Genomic DNA, 18,152 nt, shown 5'->3' on the forward strand with positions numbered 1-18,152 from the left:
CTCATTCTTATGGAATTTTAAAAAGGCCCTATCCATCGGTAGATAAGACCCTCCTATTTCCTTACAGGGGCAAATTCGTAACAGCTGTCCATGTTCCCACTTCTCCTGCCCGCACAGATGGGGGGTTCATTCGAACCGTTCCTCGTAATACATAATGTCGCAACCCAAGTGTTGGTTCGTCTTTGTAAGCAAAGGTGCCAACAAAATTGGCATAAGGTGATTCAATCGTGATTCGTCTGGACCTCTCATCCCAACTTCCTTGTATGGGAATCGGAGTACCACGGAAATTAACGGTACCAATGACCCTGCCATTTACGACATTGGAAATCACCAATGTACCCAAAGTGGTGGGTCTTCCACCGAAGCTCGCTTGAATTTCCCATGTAGATGGGTACGGCAAGCTGACCCGAGTCGTCTGTCCAATTGCCACGGTCGACCTCTCCTTTCGATTGACTTGAGCGTGAAGTCAAAATAGTACGTTACAGTATACGTAGCCATCATGAATCTTCCCGTAGGCGGACGCACAACTTTATTTTTGCTGAAAAAAGAGACGGTTTCCCGCCTCTCTTTCTTCCAAACAATTCTTAGCAAACTACTACCATTCCGTTTCCGTTTTGTGTTCAATGATGTGTACGACTTTTGGTTCAACTTCTTTCATCATTGGTTTCAGTAAATCATCGCTGATCGTTACTTTATTTTTTCCATCTTGAAGTTGTCGTTCAGCTTGTGTTTTTGCGATCACATCGATTACTTGTTGTTTCGAGATATTTTTCGATGCTGCAATCTCTACAACAGATTTCCCTTTTGCTATTTCTTCTTTTAACTCTGTCGGACTCATTTTTAGTAGAGCAAACAGTTTTTCATCGTTTAAGAAGCTATCAGCAGTATAATCCGGCTTACCATTTAATGAGAAGTAACCTTCTACTCCCGTGTTTGGTTCAGGAGCTACCGGAGAAAGACTAATTGAATTACCCTGAACAAATACTTGGTAACCCCCTCCTTCAAATCCTTCTGATCCCTTCTTCGTGTAATTCAAGATAAATGTTTTTTGATCAGGATTGTCCATTTGCTCCATGGCAACCTCGTAATCTTTGATGCTGCCGTACAATTTATCAATAAGCTGATCTACCTTCCCCTTGATTTCCTGATCGGGTAAAGTATTGAGTGGTTTCTCCTTAGGCTCCCAATTCTCTTGCGTCAGGTCTTGAATCTCATCCGTAATACCGTTTGTATGGAGAGTAAGCTTTTTGCCAGTTCCCCCTTTTTCCTGCAAGACGATGCTTAGTTGGACCTTTTTGGTTGAATCATTGGGGTCTCCAAGGTAGCTTACATTCATAATCTCAAACGATTTTGTTTCAGGAATGGCCAGATACAGCTTCTCAAGTGTTGCTTTGCCAGCCTCATCCAGCTTGACTTGTTCAGAATTCATTGGTGCTCGAGTAAACATGTCAATCACTACAGGGGCCGCAAATGCTGCGGTTGGAATCAAAATCGCAGCAGCAACAATTCCACCAATTAATCGTTTTTTCATGGTTATTTCGCTCCTTGTTCTTTGCAAATAGTGAGAATAGGATTGTTCGATTCGTTTGGAAATGGCCGGCGGGCACTCCATCGTTTCTGCCTCTTCGTGCAAATGTTCACGGATTTTGCGTTCAATAGTCATTGATCTTTTCCATCCTTTCCAGGGGGAGATTCCCTAAGTATTTTCGAAGCGCCTGGAGGCCAGCATGATATCTGGACTTGACTGTACCCAGCGGAATATCAAGCAAAGTCGCAATTTCCTCAAGAGTATAGTCGTGATAAAAGCGGAAGATAATCACTGCCCGCTGTTTGTCCGTCAGCTTTCGTATGGACTGGGATATCATTTGGTTTGTGGCATCCATCGACGCGGTATGTTCATCCCAATAAGACTCTTCGTGGGAGAAGGCACGGATGCGTTCAAATATGCGGAATCTCCTCCAGCTCTTGACCCGAAATCTCTGTACTTGACGGATTACCAGGCCATGCAGCCAGAACTGGAAAGGACGGTTCGTATCGTAATTAGGAAGTGAGGTCCACATTTGCATATAGATTTCATTCATGACATCTTCCCGATCCTGCTTGTGATCCACCAGAAAGGAGACGGTCCGGTATACGTCCTGAAAGGTGGCATCATACATCGTATGAAACGCCTGTTGATCACCCTCTTTCATTTTTATAAGCAATTGGTATATCTCTTCATTTTCCATTCAGAGGGCCCTCCTGAGTAAGCAGCTTACACCCTATATTGTCTCTCACTCGAAAAAAGGTTCGGTTTTCTTCGTATTTTTTTTGCAAAAGGCGACGACCCCTATGGCGAAGCACGAAAAAGAGGCGGTAGTTTCCGCCTCTTAATCATTTAATCCCTTTCCCTCGAGAATTTGCTGCATGCATTTTTCAACCCTTGCCCCGCGCGTTTTGGCTTGTTTGGGTGCCGAAAAATGAAGAAGGTAGGCTCTTTGCCGTCCCGGAGTCAATGCTTCAAAAGCAGTTTTCAAGGCAGGCATTTCATCCAATTTATTTTGAAATTCTTCAGGAATGCTGTATTCTTCATGCTTTTTAAAGTTAACTTCCAAACCGGCTTTTTCAACTTCAACGGCTTCTTGAATATAGGCCTTCAAAATAGATTCCATTTCCATGATTTCTTCCACATTGGTGAACCGGATTTGGCGGGCAGCCTGTACATTCTCCGTTTGTTGAATGAGAATCCCGTGTGGATCTTTTAACAAGGCACCTTTTTGAAACAGTAGCGCACAATATTCTTTAAATCCATGTATTAAAACGATGTTTTTTTTCTCAAACGTGTAACAGGGATGCATCCACTTAAAATCTTCGGTCAGCTCACAGTCAAGCACAATACTTCTCAACTTCTCGTATTCTGCCTTCCACTTTTTCGCCTTGCTTAAAAATTCATCAACCTTCGGATTCGTTTTACTTGTTGTCATCAGGAACACCCCTCATCCAGTTGGTGTCATGTCAATTTTTAGTTTTGACATTATGGTATTTGAATTATTCGATCATCAAGTATACAAGTTCCTTCTGATTAGGTTGAGTAATTTTATTGCGGGAGAGGGAAAACTAACGGGAAATGGCAGATAGGGGAATACACATGATCTCAGAATTCAAGCGATTTTTACTCGGTAGACCTATGAAATCAAGTGAACTTGCTGCAGAAAAGTTAAATAAAGTAAAAGCTTTGGCGGTTCTTTCATCTGATGCTCTATCTTCTGTCGCTTACGGAACAGAACAGATTCTCCTCGTGTTAATTACTCTGGGTGCAGTAGCAATGTGGTACTCAATTCCCATCTCCATTGCGGTTGTTGGTCTGTTAACCATCCTCATTATGTCTTACCGCCAAACCATCTTTGCTTATACAACTGGTGGTGGAGCATACATTGTCGCAAAGGACAACTTAGGAACCACTACGGGACTGGTTGCTGGTGGCTCGTTGCTCGTGGACTACATTCTAACGGTTGCTGTTAGTACTTCTGCTTCTACAGACGCTATTACTTCGGCATTCCCAGTCCTACATGAACATCGCGTTCTTATTGCTCTGTTCATGATTGCCATCGTAACGGTATTGAATTTACGTGGAATCACAGAATCGGCAACGATTTTAATGTATCCGGTTTATTTGTTTGTTGTCGCAATTCTCGTCTTAATTATTGGCGGCGGATATCAATGGATGGTGGGAAATGTTCAAGCTCATCCCCCAGAATATGGGGCGGTTGTTCCAGGAATAACTTTATTCCTTCTATTGAGAGCATTTAGTTCAGGGTGTTCGGCATTAACAGGGGTAGAAGCCGTATCCAATGCCATTCCCAACTTTCGGGACCCCGCACCGAAAAATGCTGCATTAACGCTTATCATGATGGGACTTATCCTCGGAGTTATGTTCATGGGCATTAGCCTTTTGGCTTATTTGTATGGTATTTCACCGACTCCAAAGGAAACAGTAGTATCTCAAATTGCTTCTACTGTTTTTGGACGAGGAATTATGTATTACGCGATTCAGGCTGTTACAGCGCTTATTTTATTCCTGGCGGCTAATACCGCTTTTGCAGCCTTTCCTTTACTCGCCTTTATGTTAGCCAAGGACAGATTCATGCCAAATATGTTCATGGTTCGAGGAGATCGTCTTGGGTTTTCAAACGGGATTATTTTCTTGGCCATTCTTTCAGCACTATTAGTGATTGCGTTTAAAGGAGAAACGGAAAACTTAATCCCTTTATATGCGCTTGGTGTTTTTATCCCGTTTACCTTGTCACAAGCAGGAATGATGAAACGCTGGATTTCCAAAAAGCCCCGCGGGTGGTTCACACCTTTTGTTATTAATACGTTAGGAATGCTAACGACCCTTACGATTTGCCTGATCTTTTTCATTACAAAACTCTCGCAGGTATGGCCGATTTTTGTGTTCCTTCCTATCGTCATTTTCATTTTTAGGAAGATAAATCAGCATTATAGAGATTTGGCAAATGAGCTACGACTTGATATGGAAACAGACAAACCCGAACCCAAAGGGAGTGTCATCGTTATTCCTGTGGCAGGGATTTCGCAGGTGGTGAAAAACACCATTAGTTATGCGCAATCCTTGTCAGACGACATTGTCGCAGTCTACATCGGGTTCAATGATGAAGACATGAAAAAAATGGAGGAAAAATGGGAGATCTGGAATCCCGGAGTACGTTTGATCGTCTTGCGTTCCCATTATCGCAGTATTATAAGACCTTTGTTTAAGTTTATAGACACGGTTGAGTGGAAAAAAGCAGAAACGGATCATGTTACCGTCATGATACCGCAGTTTATTACCAAGCGCTGGTGGCATAACTTACTTCATAACCAAACGAGTTTATTAATCCGGGCATATTTATTCGCCCGCCAAGATGTAAAAATTGCTACGGTTCCATACCGCTTAAAGAAATGAATCAGGATCCAGTAAGCCATAAACAACGAAGAAAACCCGTCCCTTTGTAAGGAGACGGGTTCCATCATTTTTGATTACCTTGATCATCACGACTGTTATTTAAATCCAGTATGAGTCTAAAATTAGATTGAATGACTACCCAATCATACACCTTTTTTACGCGAATGATTTCTGGCTGAATACTATTGGAGACTCCAGAAGTGACGGTAACCACAAAGCTGCAAGAGGCCGTATTTCCTGACTGATCCCTTGCTGTACAGGTGAGCATCGTCATCCCTACAGGAAAGTCCATGGTAAAAGTGGCAACTGCAATTGGGGCTGGAGGGGAAAAAGACTGTGTCATCCCATGGCAAGTAATTGAGGTTACCCCACAAGTATCAGTGGCAGTGACTTCATAGGTAACAGTAGCGGAAGTTTGCCCAGGTAAAACAGGGACTGTGATATCCTCAGGGCAAGTGATGGTTGGAGGTTCGTCAATCACCGTGATGGTAAATGAACAAACTTCTGTATTCCCAAATATATCTTGTGCCGTACAGGTGACAACAGTATCTCCCACTGGAAAAAGCGATCCGGAAGGCGGAGAACAGGTAACAGTGACGCCGGGGCAGGTGGCAACAGGTGTTGGATAGTTAACAATAGGGCAGGGTACTACCATGTCAGGTGGGCAGGTTGGTGGCTGCACGCAGCCATTGAGCAAAACAGAAACATTGCTCGAATCCTCGTTTGCAGTAGCGATGTCAACTCTTCCGTCTCCGTTAAAATCAGCTACTGTAATGCTGAGCGGACCTGCTCCTGTAGGGAACTGAAAGGGAGGCGAGAACCCTCCCGTCCCGTTGTTTATGAGAATAGAGACGTTATCAGAACCTGCATTTGGGGTAGCCAAATCAATGGCTCCATCACAATTAAAGTCAGCCGCTGTTATATCAAAAGGAAATGCATCAGTGCCCAAGGAAAAGGGACTTCCTGCTGCTTCTGTAAAAGAACCTAATCCATTGTTTAGAAAAACGGTTACATTACTCGTTGCGTTATTTGCGACAGCAATATCAATAAACCCATCACCATTTAAGTCAGCAGATATAAGGCTACTGGGGGATGAGCCACCGGGAAGTACAGAGAAACTCACTCCAGGAGTTTGGAACGTACCGTTTCCAATCCCATTAAAAATAGTTATATCATTCGTGTCTCGATTGGCAGTCGCCAGATCAAGGATCCCATCTCCGTTAAAGTCAGCTGCTACAATATCGAAAGGGGCCAAACCAGGGGTAGTGGCAAAAGGACTTCCTGGCGCCATGGTAAATACACCTGATCCATTATTTAACAACACAGTAATGAAACTAGTTCCTGTAATTTGGCCTACATTTGCTATAGCTAAATCCACACCGTTTACACCATCAAAGTCACCTGTAGCAATAGCAAAAGATTGCGAAACAGCAGGAAACACACCTGTACTATAAGCTACAGGTGCAGCAAAGGTGCCATCCCCGTTATTCAAAAGGATAAAAACGCGGTCATTGGGAGTTTGATCCGTTACAGCCAAATCAATGTTGCCATCTCCATTAAAATCTGCTGCTGTAATTTGCCCTAATAAAGACCCAGGGAACAAAGTACTGAAGGGGATCGTTTGTGATACGGAAAACACGCCGGACCCATTGTTAAGAAGAATGGAAACATCATTAGACCCAATATCCACTACGGCCAAATCTATGCGACCGTCTTTGTTAAAATCGGCAGAAGTAATGCTGGAAGGAGATGTTCCTCCCGTATTATATTCGACTGAGGGCTGAAAAAATGGGCAGGCCAAATTGGATTCACCCTTTCTTACAGAGATACAGGCAGTCATTCCTGATCGAAATGCTTCACTCCAGACACCAATAAAGGCTAAAAAATGTACGTGGTGCATTCTATGCTAATGCCTTTGATCATGATATGGATGTTTAGGCATGAATGTGAATGAAGATTATGTAGCATTTAGCAAGATTCAATCCTTTGAAGTTATGGAATATACCAAATAACACGCTGAGGCACCTCCTGTAAAACAGGAAGGTGCCTTGCACTTTATACCGCTTGTTTATACTGTTGGAAAACGAGATAGTGGCTTGAATCTTCCGTGGACACGGGTTTCCACAGCCAGGGGTGCTCCATTACATGTATTGATTTACTGAAACCGAAACATCTGCCGGATCACTTGAGAGATTTCTGAAGTTCACATAGTACTCGCCGGGTGGGAGCCAAAATGTCTGTTTACCTATGACTTCTCCTTTTATCTGAAAAGTCTTTGGTTCCTTGCCAGGGCAAACCACTACGTATTCTATATCAGCGTTCTGTCCTGTATGGTGAGTGGTAATCTCAACGATTCTGTAGTAATTAACAGTGAACTTGGTATAATCCTCCCAAGCTATCCAACCATCAGTATTTCTTAATCCGAGCTTTCTAAAAAAGATGTTTTCATTTGATTGTTGCTGAACATTTTTGATTTGAAAGTTTTTTTGCTGTTCTTTCCCAATGACACTTCCCCCTTGTAACCAAGCCTTTTCTTGGCCTAATTTCTCAGTTTGTGGAATGTCATTTGCAAACACAGCCTGCGAACCAAAAGTTAATGCAGAAACAACTGCACCCAAAGTCATTAGCTTTTTAATCATAATCCACACTCCTATTTCCGCTTAATTTTTTCGAGCACACCCTTCGTCTACTAACGAGGTGTGTACGATGGGTCACAAATTAAAATAATACATTTTTTCCAACTATTTACATTCTCAAAACTATCATACCACACACCTTTTAACAGTACAATCGTATTATTTAAAGTTTTGCAAAAGAAAAAGCTACTCAGCAGAAGCCAAGTAGCTCATTCCCAATATTTTATGCTCTCACACTCTTTCAAAAGTTGATCAAACTCATAACCAGTTGTTAAGGGTAACAAATCAAGAAGTCATCGATATCGCAACTACTACTGTAAAAGAAAATTGGGGACATTTTGAACTCGAACAAAAAAACTTATTATGTATACCCTGATTTCTGAAATAGTTGGTGAAGCCGTAGGTGGACCAGAACAACGAGTATCTTGGTAAATAAATCCTCTAGTATAAAAAAAGAGGCGGATAATCACCGCCTCTTTCCCTGATCTATCCCAAGAAAACCCGTCTCCTTAAAATAGGTTTCCTAGAAGGGTGTTTGTACGTTTCGAGAAGAAAACATTACGCATTAAATAAAAAGTGTAAGGTTTTTCCTTACATTACCATTTTTTAGGAGTTGGTTGAATGCCGATTACCAAACCATTTATGACGTCGCTCAGGTTCACTTCGACGATGGGGGCTGGAACAGGGACTGGAGCAACATTTGCCATTGCGGCAACAGCATTTGTGAATGACGCGGGCACAGCTGCTACAGCATTCCCTGGTTCGTTTGCTTTTTACAATCTCTACATCAATGGGGTACTTCAGTCAGGGAACACTTCCACTGTCACAACAACGGCGATTACAATTCCCGACGGTGATGTCGAAAACGGCGGAACACCATTGATCGTAGAATTCGTCATCAACTGACAACCAGAAAGTAAATAAGAATTTCCCCAGGAGAGGATAACGCCTGGGGAATATTCCATAAAAGAGTAACATGTCAAGAACATGTTGTAGCCTCAGATTCTTGTACATCTTCATCACTATGAGAAAGGGCTGGAGACCATGCAGCAAAAAACCAGTAAAAGAATAGTAGTGACTCGATCTAATAATCTGAGCACCTGTTACCCAGTAATGCCGCCACTCGGGTGCCCTGATATCTTTCCCGGGCAACCTTGCCCGACCTGTCCACCCTGTCTTCCCTGCCCGCCGTGCCCCTGTACGCCTGGACTGCTAACGACAGTAATTTCGCAATACACGACTTTTTCAGATGGTCAAAAAAATGTATATACAAATGCCGACGCCTCCCTACAATTTAGTACTTCCGGAATTCTCGACCCCAGCACCGTATCGATTATCAATCTTTTTATCAACGGCATACTCCAGCCTTCAAATACGTATGTAGTCCAGCCGGGCGTCTTGATGCTTAGTGATGTCCCGTTCCAAGGTGTACCTATAATCCTTCAATTTATTCAAATCTCCAATTCCTAATAAACGTGTCTTACATACGGGTAAGGGACTACGAGTACGCTTGGAAGCCTTTCATCTGAGGGGATGGACGGTATCATTTTTCCTTTTAATTGGCACGAAACAAAACATCCTAATAGTATAGATGTTGTGGTACAGGGGGAACAGGTGAATCTTTTTCATACAGAAATGAGAATTCATAAATTCCAAGTAACTATTAGCTCTTTCCAAGAATCACTTGTAACTATTTATAGATTATTAATTAAACAAACCCGTCTCCTCAAAATGGGGACGGGTTGTTGATTTTGGTTACTTCTGTGGATTTCGTTCTCTATTTCTTCCCCTCAAACCAAAAAGACCAGCTAATCCAAGCAACCCTATCCATTCCCAGTCTGAATCAGTGTCTACTGCTGTCGTTCTGTACGTGTTGTTATTAATACCAGTGTTAGCGGGTGCCCCATTTCCTGTAACTCCTACACCTGTATTGCCCGTCATATTATTTGGGGTGTTTGTTCCTCCTGTGTTCCCTGCACCTGTACCACCAGTCTCAGCAAATGCAGTTAAACTCATTGTTACAGTTAACATTAAAGCTAACATAATTACCCTCAACTTTTTCACTTGAAAAACCCCCTTGCTGTATTGTCAATCAGAGAATAATTTTTCAGACCGTCGCATTTTGTTTGCAGGTCTGAAGTGGAACCATTGATGTTACTTTGCTCTAAATACGATAATCTTATCCAAGGCAACACTATGCAGACGGAATGACAATCTACAGCTACTTCCTGAAGATAATCGGAAGTAGTAAAATCGCTTGTTACCATGGATTTCTCCACGGGGGAAGGCTATGTTAATTTTGTAATTTTGAAATTGAATTATTGTCCTAAAACTTGAATGGGTATGATTTTGCGCTTTTGGCGCCGAAAGTGTAAACTTGTGTCGCTAAGAGTAAGCCCAATGAAAACAAAAAAGAGGCGGATAATCACCGCCTCTTTTCCCCAATCAATCCCAAGCAAACCTCTGCTCTTTCCAAGGATCTCCATACATATTATACCCATTCTTCTCCCAAAACCCTTGCTTGTCTTTCTCCATAAACTCAATCCCACGCACCCACTTGGCGCTTTTCCAGAAGTAGAGATGCGGGATAACAAAACGCAGCGGCCAGCCGTGCTCTGGGGTCAAATCCTCGCCGTTATGTTTCGTAGCGAACAGGTTGCCGCTTTTCATGAAGTCAACAAGCGGAATGTTCACCGTCCATCCGTGCTCGGCATGCAGCATGACGTACTTCGCTTCCGGCTTCACCTTGACCAGCTTCAGAACTTCCTCAACCGGAATACCTTCCCATTCATTATCCAGCTTGCTCCAGCCTGTAACGCAATGAATATCGTTGGTCGTGCCGCCTTTTGGCAGAGCCATCATTTGTTCGTAGGTCAGTGTTACTTCTTCTTCGACGAGACCGAAAAGACGAAAGCTCCACTCGGTGGACAGGTCTGTATATTCAGGAACCTCCCCGTAGTGCAGGACAGGAAAACCTGTCGTCTGCTTCTGATTAGGGGGAATACGGTCGCGTTTGGTGTCTGATGATGGATTGATAAACATGTTGTTTCCACTCCCCTCGCTGATCAGTGTTCTCGATTATTTCCCAACCCGCAGCAAGGCGTGATCTACCTTGATGCACATGTCCTGCACAACCTCAATGCCTTGATCGGCAACCAATTTAGCCGCTTCTTCGTTGGCAATGCCTTGTTGCATCCAGAACACTTTTGGCTTGTTCTGCATTTTCAATGCATCCTCGGCAACAGGCATCATGTCTTCGCTGCGACGGAACACATCGACGATGTCGACTGGCTGATCGATTTCAGACAGGCTGGCAACCACTTTTTCACCCAAAACCGTTTCACCCGCGATGACAGGATTGACCGGAATGATCTTGTAGCCCGCGTTCTGCATGGCTTGCGATACCATATAGCTGGTGCGGTCCGGCTTGTTGGACAGACCTACTACTGCGATCGTTTTTGCATCCTCCAGCAGTTGACGGCGTACTTCATTGCTTGGATTTTGTGCCATGTGAAAACACTCCTCTTTTATATTGAAATAAAATATTGAACTACCTTTTATTCACTACGGCTGGAAACAAACTCAACAACGGTGCGGGTCATCGCTCCGGTACCGCCAGCTGGTTGCATGTCGCCAGCACTTGCTGTGTAAGCCGTACCCGCGATGTCCAGATGTACCCATGGTGTGTCGCCAACGAATTCCTGCAGGAAAACACCGCCGATGATGCCGTGGCCAAAACGTCCACCAGAGTTTTTCAAATCGGCAAAACGGCTCTTGTTCAGGCTGCGGTACTCATCGAAGGTCGGGAGTTGCCACAAACGCTCACCCGCCACGTCTGCTGCGTTCATCAGCTCATCCAACAGTGCTTTGTCGTTGGTCATGGCGCCAGAGCAGAAATGACCGAGTGCGACCACGATACCACCTGTCAAGGTAGCAGCATCCACCAGGCAAGACACTCCTTGCTCTTTTGCATAGGTGATGCAATCAGCCAGTACGAGACGACCTTCTGCGTCTGTCGTAATGATCTCTACCGTTTTGCCGCTCATGGTCGTGATGACATCACCCGGACGGAATGCCGTTCCGGATGGCATGTTTTCCACGGTACCGACGACAGCCAGTACATTTACTTTTGGTTTAATCTGTCCCAGTGCCTCCAATGCACCGATCATCGTTGCCGCTCCACCCATGTCCGACTTCATGTCTTCCATGCCTGCTACTGGTTTGATGGAGATCCCACCTGTATCAAATGTCACGCCTTTACCGACCAAGCCAATGACATCGTCCCACGTGTCTCTTCCTTGATATTTGACTGCGACTACATAAGGCTCAAGCTCGCTGCCTTTTGCTACAGAGAGCACTCCACCCATCCCCAGCTCTTCCAGCTTCGCTTTCTCCATTACTTCCACAGTCATGCCATGTCGCTCTGCTACCTCGACCATCGCATCCTTCAAAGCGCGTGGAGTCAAGTAGTTGGCTGGTTCATTGACGAGTGTGCGAGCCAGATTCGTCCCGGATACGAGCGCTAAACCACGTGCAACGCCTGCCTGTACCAATGAAGCATCGGCATCTGCAGCCAAAATTTGTACCGTCGCAATTGGGTCAAACTCACGCTTTGCCTTTTGACGGTAGCCCTCGTAGTTGTATTCGGCAAGACCAAAGGCTTCTGTCACTGCCTGTGCCAAACGATCAGCACTCAAATGCTCTGTTGTAGGCAAATCAATCACCACTGTTTTGCCGTTGCCTTTTCCCACAACCGTTTTGGCTGCACGTCCCCATGCATTTCGGGCTGCGACGAAATCAAATTTCCCTGGTTCACCCATCCCGACGATCACCAGTTTTTTTGCAGCTACGCTGTTCATTCCGTGGACAACCGTAATTTCCTTCGCCTCACCTGTTACTTCTTTGTCCTGCTGCAAGCCACTCAGACTGCCACCAAAAGCTTCGTCCAATTCCGGGTATACTTGCGAAATTTCCTCGCCCTTCCATAGCGGGACAATCAGCTCATCACATGAGATATTCACAAGCTGTATGCGTTTTTCTACTGCTACTTTCATATACTCTTCCCTCTTTCTGTGTGGTAGGATACAATATGGGCACATTTGTTTAACACGATGTGTCGACATATAAGCGCAAGGGTGGAAACGTCATGGCTTTTGCCTCTGTGTAAGAAATGACATCCTTTTCCGGCAACAATTTCTCGCATTCATCTATGTAGCGAAGAACTCTTGTTACGTCCAGTCCCCAGTGAACTGGCTGGTAACGAGTCAAATACTTTCGTGCATTGCCTAACATCCAGCGAGCACCTTTTATATTGCCGTACTCTTGGTGATACAGTCCGACTGACAATTGCAGCAATCCTTGCAAAAACTTGTCTGACTTGTCTTCCATCCAGATGTCTTCCAACAGATCGTGGCATTCGTAGTATTCTCCATCATTGAATTTTTCAATGAACTGTAAATACTGCTCGGGATACCCCATGGATGCATGCCTCCGTTTCGAACCTTCCGTCTTCATGGTAACACAGATTGGCAGTGACTTTACATCCAAACAAAAACTTCACGGATTAAGACAACGCCCTTCTGTTACAATAATCCTAGAGATAAGCGCACAGTAGAAAGGAATGGATTTTCCGTGGCGGATTTTTTTGAAAACTTCCCCTTATGGGCAGCACTGCTTGCCATAGGGATCGCCCAATTTATTAAAATTCCCCTCCATTTTTTCGCAACGAAAACGTGGCAATGGTCACTGCTCATGAGTACAGGCGGTATGCCCAGCTCTCACTCTTCTGCCGTGACAGCATTATCGACAGCCGTGGGACTGCGTGAGGGCTTTGGCAGCAACATGTTCGCTATTTCCGCCATTCTCGGTGTAATTGTGATGTTTGATGCCGCAGGTGTCCGCCGCCATGCCGGTATGCAAGCCGTTGTCTTAAATAAGCTGGTCGATGAATTCAACCATCTGTTAGAAGGAATGAAATCATTAAAAGTACGTCCTAGCCAGGAAAAAGCGAAAAAATTGAAAGAACTGCTCGGTCATCAACCAATCGAGGTCTTAATCGGCGGTTGGTTAGGCGTCATGATTGCGTTATTGCTCCATCCGTTTTTTTAAAGGAGGGCTCCCATGCGCATTGTTTCCATCTGTCCCAGCAATACCGAAATCCTGTATTATTTAGGCCTGCATGAGCATGTCGTCGGATTGGATGATCACTCTGACTGGCCGCAGGAGTGGCAGCATCTCCCCCGGGTTGGACCCGATTTGACAATCGATATGGACCGGGTCGCTGCCCTCCAGCCGGATCTGGTCGTAGCGTCGCTCTCTGTTCCTGGCATGGAGAATAATATAGAAGCTCTGCGCAACAGAGATATTCCTCATATCATCCTGAATCCTTCCCGGATCGGGGAAATCGCTCATGATATCCGACTCGTCGGTGAGGCGACAGGAACACAGAGGCAAGCCGAGCAGCTTGCGATCCAATTTGACGAAACCATTGAAAGCATCCGACAAAAGGCAGCGACATACACTCAACGCCCCAAACTGTACTGGGAATGGTGGCCGAATCCCATTTACACACCCGGTCAGGAAAACTGGTTGACGGATGTCAGTGAAATTGCGGGTGCCGTCAATATTTTTGCAGACTATCCTGTCGCAAACGTCAAGGCTACGCGGGAAATGGTCATGGAACGTAATCCGGATCATATTTGCGTCGTCTGGTGCGGAATTGAATTGAAGCGAATCAAGTCTGGCATGATCACAAACCGCCCAGAGTGGATCAACATGACCGCGATTCGAAACAATCAGGTCCACTTGTTGGAGGAAGGCCTCTATTGCCGCCCTTCTCCTCGCATTTTGGAAGGACTGGAGAAGCTGGTTGATTTGATTCATACAAAATGACACAAAAAACGTTCAAAGCCTGTGCCTTGAACGTTTTTTCTTTTTTTCTTCCATGCCACCTATGCGGCATCCATTCGTTTTCGTTACTTGCTATTCAATTTGTTGTTGACCGCTGACGGGTTCCGCCATGGCTGCGATTCCTTTTTCATTCAAGCTATTCAGAAAAGCTTCCGTTACTTTGCCTTCACCTTTTTTTACGATATACACATCCACCGATTTTTTTCCCCATTGCGAGAATACGTCCTGCTTGGTCTCGAAATACAGGTCAATCTTGTGGCCGCGAATCGCTCCACCCTTGTCAGCTACGACGCCATAACCGTAACCTGGGATGTACAAAATGGTCCCCAGCGGGAAAACACGCAAATCAGCTGCAATCGTAGAATAGTCGTCTCTCCGTACTTTCACACCTGAATAGGTAATGCCATAGGACGGGTGAGATGGATTTTTTCCCGTCGACTCGTATCCTGCATAGTAGCCTGTCGCTACTACACGTACTTTTGGATATTGTTCGTGAAATACATCCGCTTTATCAATCACTTGAGTAAGAGAACTGGCAGAGACCATCCGTTTTTTGACGACACGTTGCCCCTCTTTCGTTTCCTTGATTCCAAAAGTGGATGAGACACCGTAGTCTCCCACAACATTATAGCTGTATCCATCGCTTGCGAAGGCCGTCAAGACCAGGATGAACAGCGCGACGATACTTACGAACTGCTTTCCATTCATTTCTTGGTAAACCTCCTCTCGTTTCTAGTCATGTCCCGACGAGGAGGAAAGTATACACAAATTTTGGTTGATTACGGAAATATTCAGTCAGTTGCCCATTTTTCCAATCAAATGCCAAAAGAAAAACAGGCCCGAAACAAAGGCCTGCTTGTACTTGTTTTAGAACATCCGATATCCTTTTTTGCGAAGCGTTTGAATGGTCCAGCCACTCGCCACTGTACCTGCCATACCGCAGCCGAGAATGAGTGAATCCCAAATTCCCGGAACGATTTGTTGATAGACAAGTGCACCTACGACTACACCAACGCCGATCACAACTGGAAACCATGTTGTTTTCAAAATCATGTTTAAAATAAACCCAATGCCAAACCCTAGCACGGAGAACAGAACAATGGATACCATAAATTGCATCAAGTTCATCGACGAAAAAGACCTCCTGCCACCTTCTCCACCTTTTGCCACCTTTTCGGCAAATACAGGAAAGACGGGCTATTTTCGGTATTAAGTGTAGCAAAAAGGCGAGGGATCGGTCAATACGAGAAGCCTAGCCTATGTGTTGCATGCCTGACAGAAAAAACCGCCGATGCATTTGCTTCGACGGTTTTCTATGCGAGGTTAGTTACTCGTTATGGATGAGAAGAAACAGCTTCCTTCTGAGCGTCCTGTGTACCAGCTCCGTCACAGTTAGGGCAATTCTCCGAGCCCCCCAGGAGCAGTTGGAAATACCCTTGGCCATGGCAGTACGGGCACTGTTCTTGTTTTTGTCTCATGTTGAGCTCCCCTTTCGGCATACATGCGTGAAAATTAATTGCATGTATATTCAGATTATTTAGATGTATCTAACTATATCAGAATCTCCCCTTGGTTCACAATGTAGTTCATTGCGAAAAAACATAAAAAAACCGCAATGTAAGCGGAAACATTGTGGTTTATCTAGCTTATTCGCAGGATTACTTAAAGATTTTATAGGAAGTGTATTGAAAAACGGGATCGATAGCAAATGATTGACCTGTCATTCCCTGCTCCCGTTTGATATAGTCCGGCAATATGATTTTCAAATAAGTCGAAGACAGCGGATCACGAAGCAGTTCTTGTATCGGCATAAATTTCGCCTCCGCGATCTCACCTTCCTGCGGACGTGGTTCTCCCCCTATGTAATCCATCCAAAAAACGACCATATTGTCGCTAATGGACTCACGAATGACGCCTGAACGGATTCCCGCTACTTGTCGCACGACCGCCTCGACACTCGTTTCTTCCATCACCTCACGCACTGCTGCTTCATCTACAGTCTCGCCCTCCTGCACGAATCCTGCTGGAAACGACCATTGTCCTTTTAGTCCGCTGTACGTTTTTTTGACAACCAATGCTTCTTGCCCGCGAACAACAATCCCGCAAGCGCCTAGCCAAACCTTTCCTTCGCGCATCCAACTCTCTCCTTCCACATCTAGCTAAACGAAACCCCCGGCTCTACATCGCCGGGGGTACCTATCAATCATCCTCGTCATCTAGGAGCCCATTATCGATCATGTATCGCAGATTTTCCCGATCCCTCTCGCGGCCCTTTTCCTTGAGCCGTTCGATGGCAGGCAGGATGAGAATATCTACTTCACGCTGTACATGCCATGCCAAATCGTGTCGCCCCTGCTCCTCCAGATAAAGGCCCACTTCCATCAAGGCATTGTACCGATCCATCTCTTCGCGGACCATGAGCCCCCGGACTTGAATGCTCGCGTGTCGCATCGTTTTACAGCTTTACTTTCTTCAGTGCGAGACCGACGCCGCCAATTTTGTACAGGTAGCGCAGGTCGCTCGCTTTTTTCATCATGGCTGCTGTGCTGCCGAACAGCTTTTTCGAACCAACTTGCCCGATACCCTCGCCTTTTCCAAGAGAGGCCAATGTCCCTTGCAGATGCGGAATGAATTTTTGTGGAAGATCGCCACGGACCAAGGCAGCGAGATTCTCACCCAGCGTCTCGCCTTCCTGGACCGCAATTTGCGCAGTTGGCGGGTACGGACGTCCTTCTTCGTTGAAAATCAAGGCACAATCTCCTACGACAAAAACGTTCTCGTGACCAGGCGCACGCAAGTATTCGTCTACCTTGACGCGACCTCGCATGACTTCGAAGCCTGCTTTTTCCACGATGCTGTTGCCGCGGACACCTGCTGCCCAGATAACGGTCTTTGATTTGATTTCTTCTCCAGTGTTCAACAGTACGCCATCCGGGGTGCACTGCTTGATGGGTGTTCCAATTTTGAACTCGATGCCTTTTCTCTCCAATACATCTATTGCGTATTGGATCAGCTCTGGGTCAAAGCCAGGCAATGCAGTAGGTGCTGCTTCAATGCAGTAGACTTTCACCAGTTCTGGATCGACATCAAATTCCCGGCACAGCTCTGGCAGACGGTCGCCAAGCTCTCCGCAAAACTCAATGCCTGTAAAGCCAGCTCCACCCACAACAAATGTGAGGTAATCCGTACGATCCGGCTCATTTTTAAATTTGGAGAACATGTATTCAATATGCTCGCGAATATTGCGGACCGCATTGATGCTGCGAATGCTAAAAGCATGCTCCTTGAGTCCCTCAATTCCGAACGTTTCCGGCTCGCTGCCCAATCCGATGACGAGATAGTCGTACGACAGCACCTCGCCGTTTTCGAGCGTGACGGTCTGCTCCTCTGGCTGAATGGCTTGCACCGTTCCTTTGACAAAGTTGACTTTGTCCTTGTTCAAAATGCCATCCAAACTGACGCGGGCGTGATCCGCTGATGCGGTACCTGCAGCCGGCTCATGCAGCCAAGTCGTGATGTAATGATAGTTGTGCTTGTTGACCAAGGTGATTTCTGCCTCATTGTAGTTGAGCTTTTTCTGAAGCTGCAACGTTGTGAGCAAACCACCGTATCCAGCGCCAAGAATCAGGATTTTGGGTGTACCCATCAGTATCCCTTCCAAT

The 18,152-nt window shown here is 45.3% G+C and carries 22 protein-coding genes; 5 read left to right on the forward strand and 17 right to left on the reverse strand.

All coding sequences use genetic code 11. From position 1 onward, the window contains the following. Positions 1 to 61: 61 nt before the first annotated feature. The 4 genes from M3630_RS22290 to M3630_RS22305 form a co-directional block, all read right to left on the reverse strand. The gene (locus M3630_RS22290) at positions 62 to 430 is read right to left on the reverse strand and encodes a hypothetical protein (RefSeq protein ID WP_251253564.1); all 369 of its coding nucleotides are present in this window, start codon (positions 428 to 430) and stop codon (positions 62 to 64) included. A gap of 165 nt (positions 431 to 595) precedes the next feature. Then, positions 596 to 1,663 (reverse strand): hypothetical protein, encoded by a 1,068-nt coding sequence (locus tag M3630_RS22295; RefSeq protein ID WP_251253565.1) that lies wholly within the window; start codon positions 1,661 to 1,663, stop codon positions 596 to 598. After that, positions 1,653 to 2,228 (reverse strand): sigma-70 family RNA polymerase sigma factor, encoded by a 576-nt coding sequence (locus M3630_RS22300; protein ID WP_251253566.1) that lies wholly within the window; start codon positions 2,226 to 2,228, stop codon positions 1,653 to 1,655. The genes M3630_RS22295 and M3630_RS22300 overlap by 11 nt, the downstream gene beginning before the upstream one ends. 141 nt (positions 2,229 to 2,369) lie before the next feature. Beyond that, positions 2,370 to 2,963 (reverse strand): YdeI/OmpD-associated family protein, encoded by a 594-nt coding sequence (locus M3630_RS22305; protein WP_251253567.1) that lies wholly within the window; start codon positions 2,961 to 2,963, stop codon positions 2,370 to 2,372. A 164-nt stretch (positions 2,964 to 3,127) separates the two neighbouring features. On the opposite strand from M3630_RS22305, the gene M3630_RS22310 reads away from it, so the two are divergent. After that, positions 3,128 to 4,945: an APC family permease gene (locus M3630_RS22310; protein WP_237899212.1), complete on the forward strand. Its 1,818-nt coding sequence runs from the start codon at positions 3,128 to 3,130 to the stop codon at positions 4,943 to 4,945. A 64-nt stretch (positions 4,946 to 5,009) separates the two neighbouring features. Here M3630_RS22310 and M3630_RS22315 read toward each other — a convergent pair whose 3' ends face one another. Together M3630_RS22315 and M3630_RS22320 are read right to left on the reverse strand one after the other, a co-directional pair. Further along, a complete protein-coding gene (locus tag M3630_RS22315; protein WP_251253568.1) occupies positions 5,010 to 6,746 on the reverse strand; it encodes an FG-GAP-like repeat-containing protein in 1,737 nt (578 codons plus the stop codon). Positions 6,747 to 7,086: 340 nt separating this feature from the next. Beyond that, positions 7,087 to 7,584, reverse strand: coding sequence for a hypothetical protein (locus tag M3630_RS22320; protein ID WP_251253569.1), 498 nt, complete (start codon positions 7,582 to 7,584; stop codon positions 7,087 to 7,089). Positions 7,585 to 8,202: 618 nt separating this feature from the next. On the opposite strand from M3630_RS22320, the gene M3630_RS22325 reads away from it, so the two are divergent. After that, positions 8,203 to 8,487 carry a DUF4183 domain-containing protein gene (locus M3630_RS22325; protein WP_251253570.1) on the forward strand — a complete coding sequence of 95 codons (285 nt, stop codon included), beginning with the start codon at positions 8,203 to 8,205 and terminating at the stop codon, positions 8,485 to 8,487. A gap of 207 nt (positions 8,488 to 8,694) precedes the next feature. Beyond that, entirely contained in the window at positions 8,695 to 9,051 is a 357-nt protein-coding gene (locus M3630_RS22330; protein ID WP_251253601.1) for a DUF4183 domain-containing protein, read from the forward strand. 285 nt (positions 9,052 to 9,336) lie between these two features. Here M3630_RS22330 and M3630_RS22335 read toward each other — a convergent pair whose 3' ends face one another. From M3630_RS22335 to M3630_RS22355, 5 genes are all read right to left on the reverse strand, one after another. Further along, positions 9,337 to 9,645: a WGxxGxxG family protein gene (locus M3630_RS22335; RefSeq protein ID WP_251253571.1), complete on the reverse strand. Its 309-nt coding sequence runs from the start codon at positions 9,643 to 9,645 to the stop codon at positions 9,337 to 9,339. 381 nt (positions 9,646 to 10,026) lie between these two features. Further along, on the reverse strand, positions 10,027 to 10,623 hold the full coding sequence (locus M3630_RS22340) for a sulfite oxidase-like oxidoreductase (protein ID WP_047074928.1): 597 nt from the start codon (positions 10,621 to 10,623) through the stop codon (positions 10,027 to 10,029). A gap of 36 nt (positions 10,624 to 10,659) precedes the next feature. Beyond that, complete coding sequence (locus M3630_RS22345; protein ID WP_173610083.1) at positions 10,660 to 11,091, reverse strand: CoA-binding protein; 432 nt, start codon at positions 11,089 to 11,091, stop codon at positions 10,660 to 10,662. 47 nt (positions 11,092 to 11,138) lie between these two features. Then, positions 11,139 to 12,635, reverse strand: a complete 1,497-nt coding sequence (locus M3630_RS22350; protein ID WP_251253572.1) for a leucyl aminopeptidase — start codon at positions 12,633 to 12,635, stop codon at positions 11,139 to 11,141. A 49-nt stretch (positions 12,636 to 12,684) separates the two neighbouring features. Beyond that, positions 12,685 to 13,059, reverse strand: coding sequence for a DUF309 domain-containing protein (locus M3630_RS22355; RefSeq protein ID WP_017251328.1), 375 nt, complete (start codon positions 13,057 to 13,059; stop codon positions 12,685 to 12,687). Between the two features lie 153 nt (positions 13,060 to 13,212). Here M3630_RS22355 and M3630_RS22360 point away from each other — a divergent pair, with 153 nt between their 5' ends. Next, on the forward strand, positions 13,213 to 13,689 hold the full coding sequence (locus M3630_RS22360; protein ID WP_015892987.1) for a divergent PAP2 family protein: 477 nt from the start codon (positions 13,213 to 13,215) through the stop codon (positions 13,687 to 13,689). 12 nt (positions 13,690 to 13,701) lie between these two features. Next, positions 13,702 to 14,472: a cobalamin-binding protein gene (locus M3630_RS22365; protein ID WP_232773513.1), complete on the forward strand. Its 771-nt coding sequence runs from the start codon at positions 13,702 to 13,704 to the stop codon at positions 14,470 to 14,472. 90 nt (positions 14,473 to 14,562) lie between these two features. Here M3630_RS22365 and M3630_RS22370 read toward each other — a convergent pair whose 3' ends face one another. The 6 genes from M3630_RS22370 to M3630_RS22395 form a co-directional block, all read right to left on the reverse strand. Further along, positions 14,563 to 15,198: a 3D domain-containing protein gene (locus M3630_RS22370; protein WP_251253573.1), complete on the reverse strand. Its 636-nt coding sequence runs from the start codon at positions 15,196 to 15,198 to the stop codon at positions 14,563 to 14,565. A gap of 159 nt (positions 15,199 to 15,357) precedes the next feature. Further along, positions 15,358 to 15,618 (reverse strand): YuiB family protein, encoded by a 261-nt coding sequence (locus M3630_RS22375; protein ID WP_017251331.1) that lies wholly within the window; start codon positions 15,616 to 15,618, stop codon positions 15,358 to 15,360. Between the two features lie 206 nt (positions 15,619 to 15,824). After that, a complete protein-coding gene (locus M3630_RS22380) occupies positions 15,825 to 15,968 on the reverse strand; it encodes a YuiA family protein (RefSeq protein WP_236841141.1) in 144 nt (47 codons plus the stop codon). A 180-nt stretch (positions 15,969 to 16,148) separates the two neighbouring features. Next, a complete protein-coding gene (locus tag M3630_RS22385; protein ID WP_251253574.1) occupies positions 16,149 to 16,625 on the reverse strand; it encodes an NUDIX domain-containing protein in 477 nt (158 codons plus the stop codon). Between the two features lie 64 nt (positions 16,626 to 16,689). Further along, positions 16,690 to 16,941 carry a hypothetical protein gene (locus M3630_RS22390; protein ID WP_173610077.1) on the reverse strand — a complete coding sequence of 84 codons (252 nt, stop codon included), beginning with the start codon at positions 16,939 to 16,941 and terminating at the stop codon, positions 16,690 to 16,692. Positions 16,942 to 16,945: 4 nt separating this feature from the next. After that, entirely contained in the window at positions 16,946 to 18,136 is a 1,191-nt protein-coding gene (locus M3630_RS22395) for an NAD(P)/FAD-dependent oxidoreductase (protein ID WP_251253575.1), read from the reverse strand. Positions 18,137 to 18,152 lie beyond the last annotated feature (16 nt).

The organism is Brevibacillus sp. MER 51, assembly GCF_023714195.1.
GTDB lineage: Bacteria > Bacillota > Bacilli > Brevibacillales > Brevibacillaceae > Brevibacillus.

Coding starts and splice junctions, on each gene's coding strand:
- M3630_RS22295 (WP_251253565.1), bottom strand. CDS start 1,663: ATGACTATTGAACGCAAAATCCGTGAACATTTGCACGAAGAGGCAGAA.
- M3630_RS22300 (WP_251253566.1), bottom strand. CDS start 2,228: ATGGAAAATGAAGAGATATACCAATTGCTTATAAAAATGAAAGAGGGT.
- M3630_RS22305 (WP_251253567.1), bottom strand. CDS start 2,963: ATGACAACAAGTAAAACGAATCCGAAGGTTGATGAATTTTTAAGCAAG.
- M3630_RS22310 (WP_237899212.1), top strand. CDS start 3,128: ATGATCTCAGAATTCAAGCGATTTTTACTCGGTAGACCTATGAAATCA.
- M3630_RS22320 (WP_251253569.1), bottom strand. CDS start 7,584: ATGATTAAAAAGCTAATGACTTTGGGTGCAGTTGTTTCTGCATTAACT.
- M3630_RS22325 (WP_251253570.1), top strand. CDS start 8,203: ATGCCGATTACCAAACCATTTATGACGTCGCTCAGGTTCACTTCGACG.
- M3630_RS22330 (WP_251253601.1), top strand. CDS start 8,695: ATGCCGCCACTCGGGTGCCCTGATATCTTTCCCGGGCAACCTTGCCCG.
- M3630_RS22340 (WP_047074928.1), bottom strand. CDS start 10,623: ATGTTTATCAATCCATCATCAGACACCAAACGCGACCGTATTCCCCCT.
- M3630_RS22345 (WP_173610083.1), bottom strand. CDS start 11,091: ATGGCACAAAATCCAAGCAATGAAGTACGCCGTCAACTGCTGGAGGAT.
- M3630_RS22350 (WP_251253572.1), bottom strand. CDS start 12,635: ATGAAAGTAGCAGTAGAAAAACGCATACAGCTTGTGAATATCTCATGT.
- M3630_RS22355 (WP_017251328.1), bottom strand. CDS start 13,059: ATGGGGTATCCCGAGCAGTATTTACAGTTCATTGAAAAATTCAATGAT.
- M3630_RS22365 (WP_232773513.1), top strand. CDS start 13,702: ATGCGCATTGTTTCCATCTGTCCCAGCAATACCGAAATCCTGTATTAT.
- M3630_RS22370 (WP_251253573.1), bottom strand. CDS start 15,198: ATGAATGGAAAGCAGTTCGTAAGTATCGTCGCGCTGTTCATCCTGGTC.
- M3630_RS22375 (WP_017251331.1), bottom strand. CDS start 15,618: ATGAACTTGATGCAATTTATGGTATCCATTGTTCTGTTCTCCGTGCTA.
- M3630_RS22380 (WP_236841141.1), bottom strand. CDS start 15,968: ATGAGACAAAAACAAGAACAGTGCCCGTACTGCCATGGCCAAGGGTAT.
- M3630_RS22385 (WP_251253574.1), bottom strand. CDS start 16,625: ATGCGCGAAGGAAAGGTTTGGCTAGGCGCTTGCGGGATTGTTGTTCGC.
- M3630_RS22390 (WP_173610077.1), bottom strand. CDS start 16,941: ATGCGACACGCGAGCATTCAAGTCCGGGGGCTCATGGTCCGCGAAGAG.
- M3630_RS22395 (WP_251253575.1), bottom strand. CDS start 18,136: ATGGGTACACCCAAAATCCTGATTCTTGGCGCTGGATACGGTGGTTTG.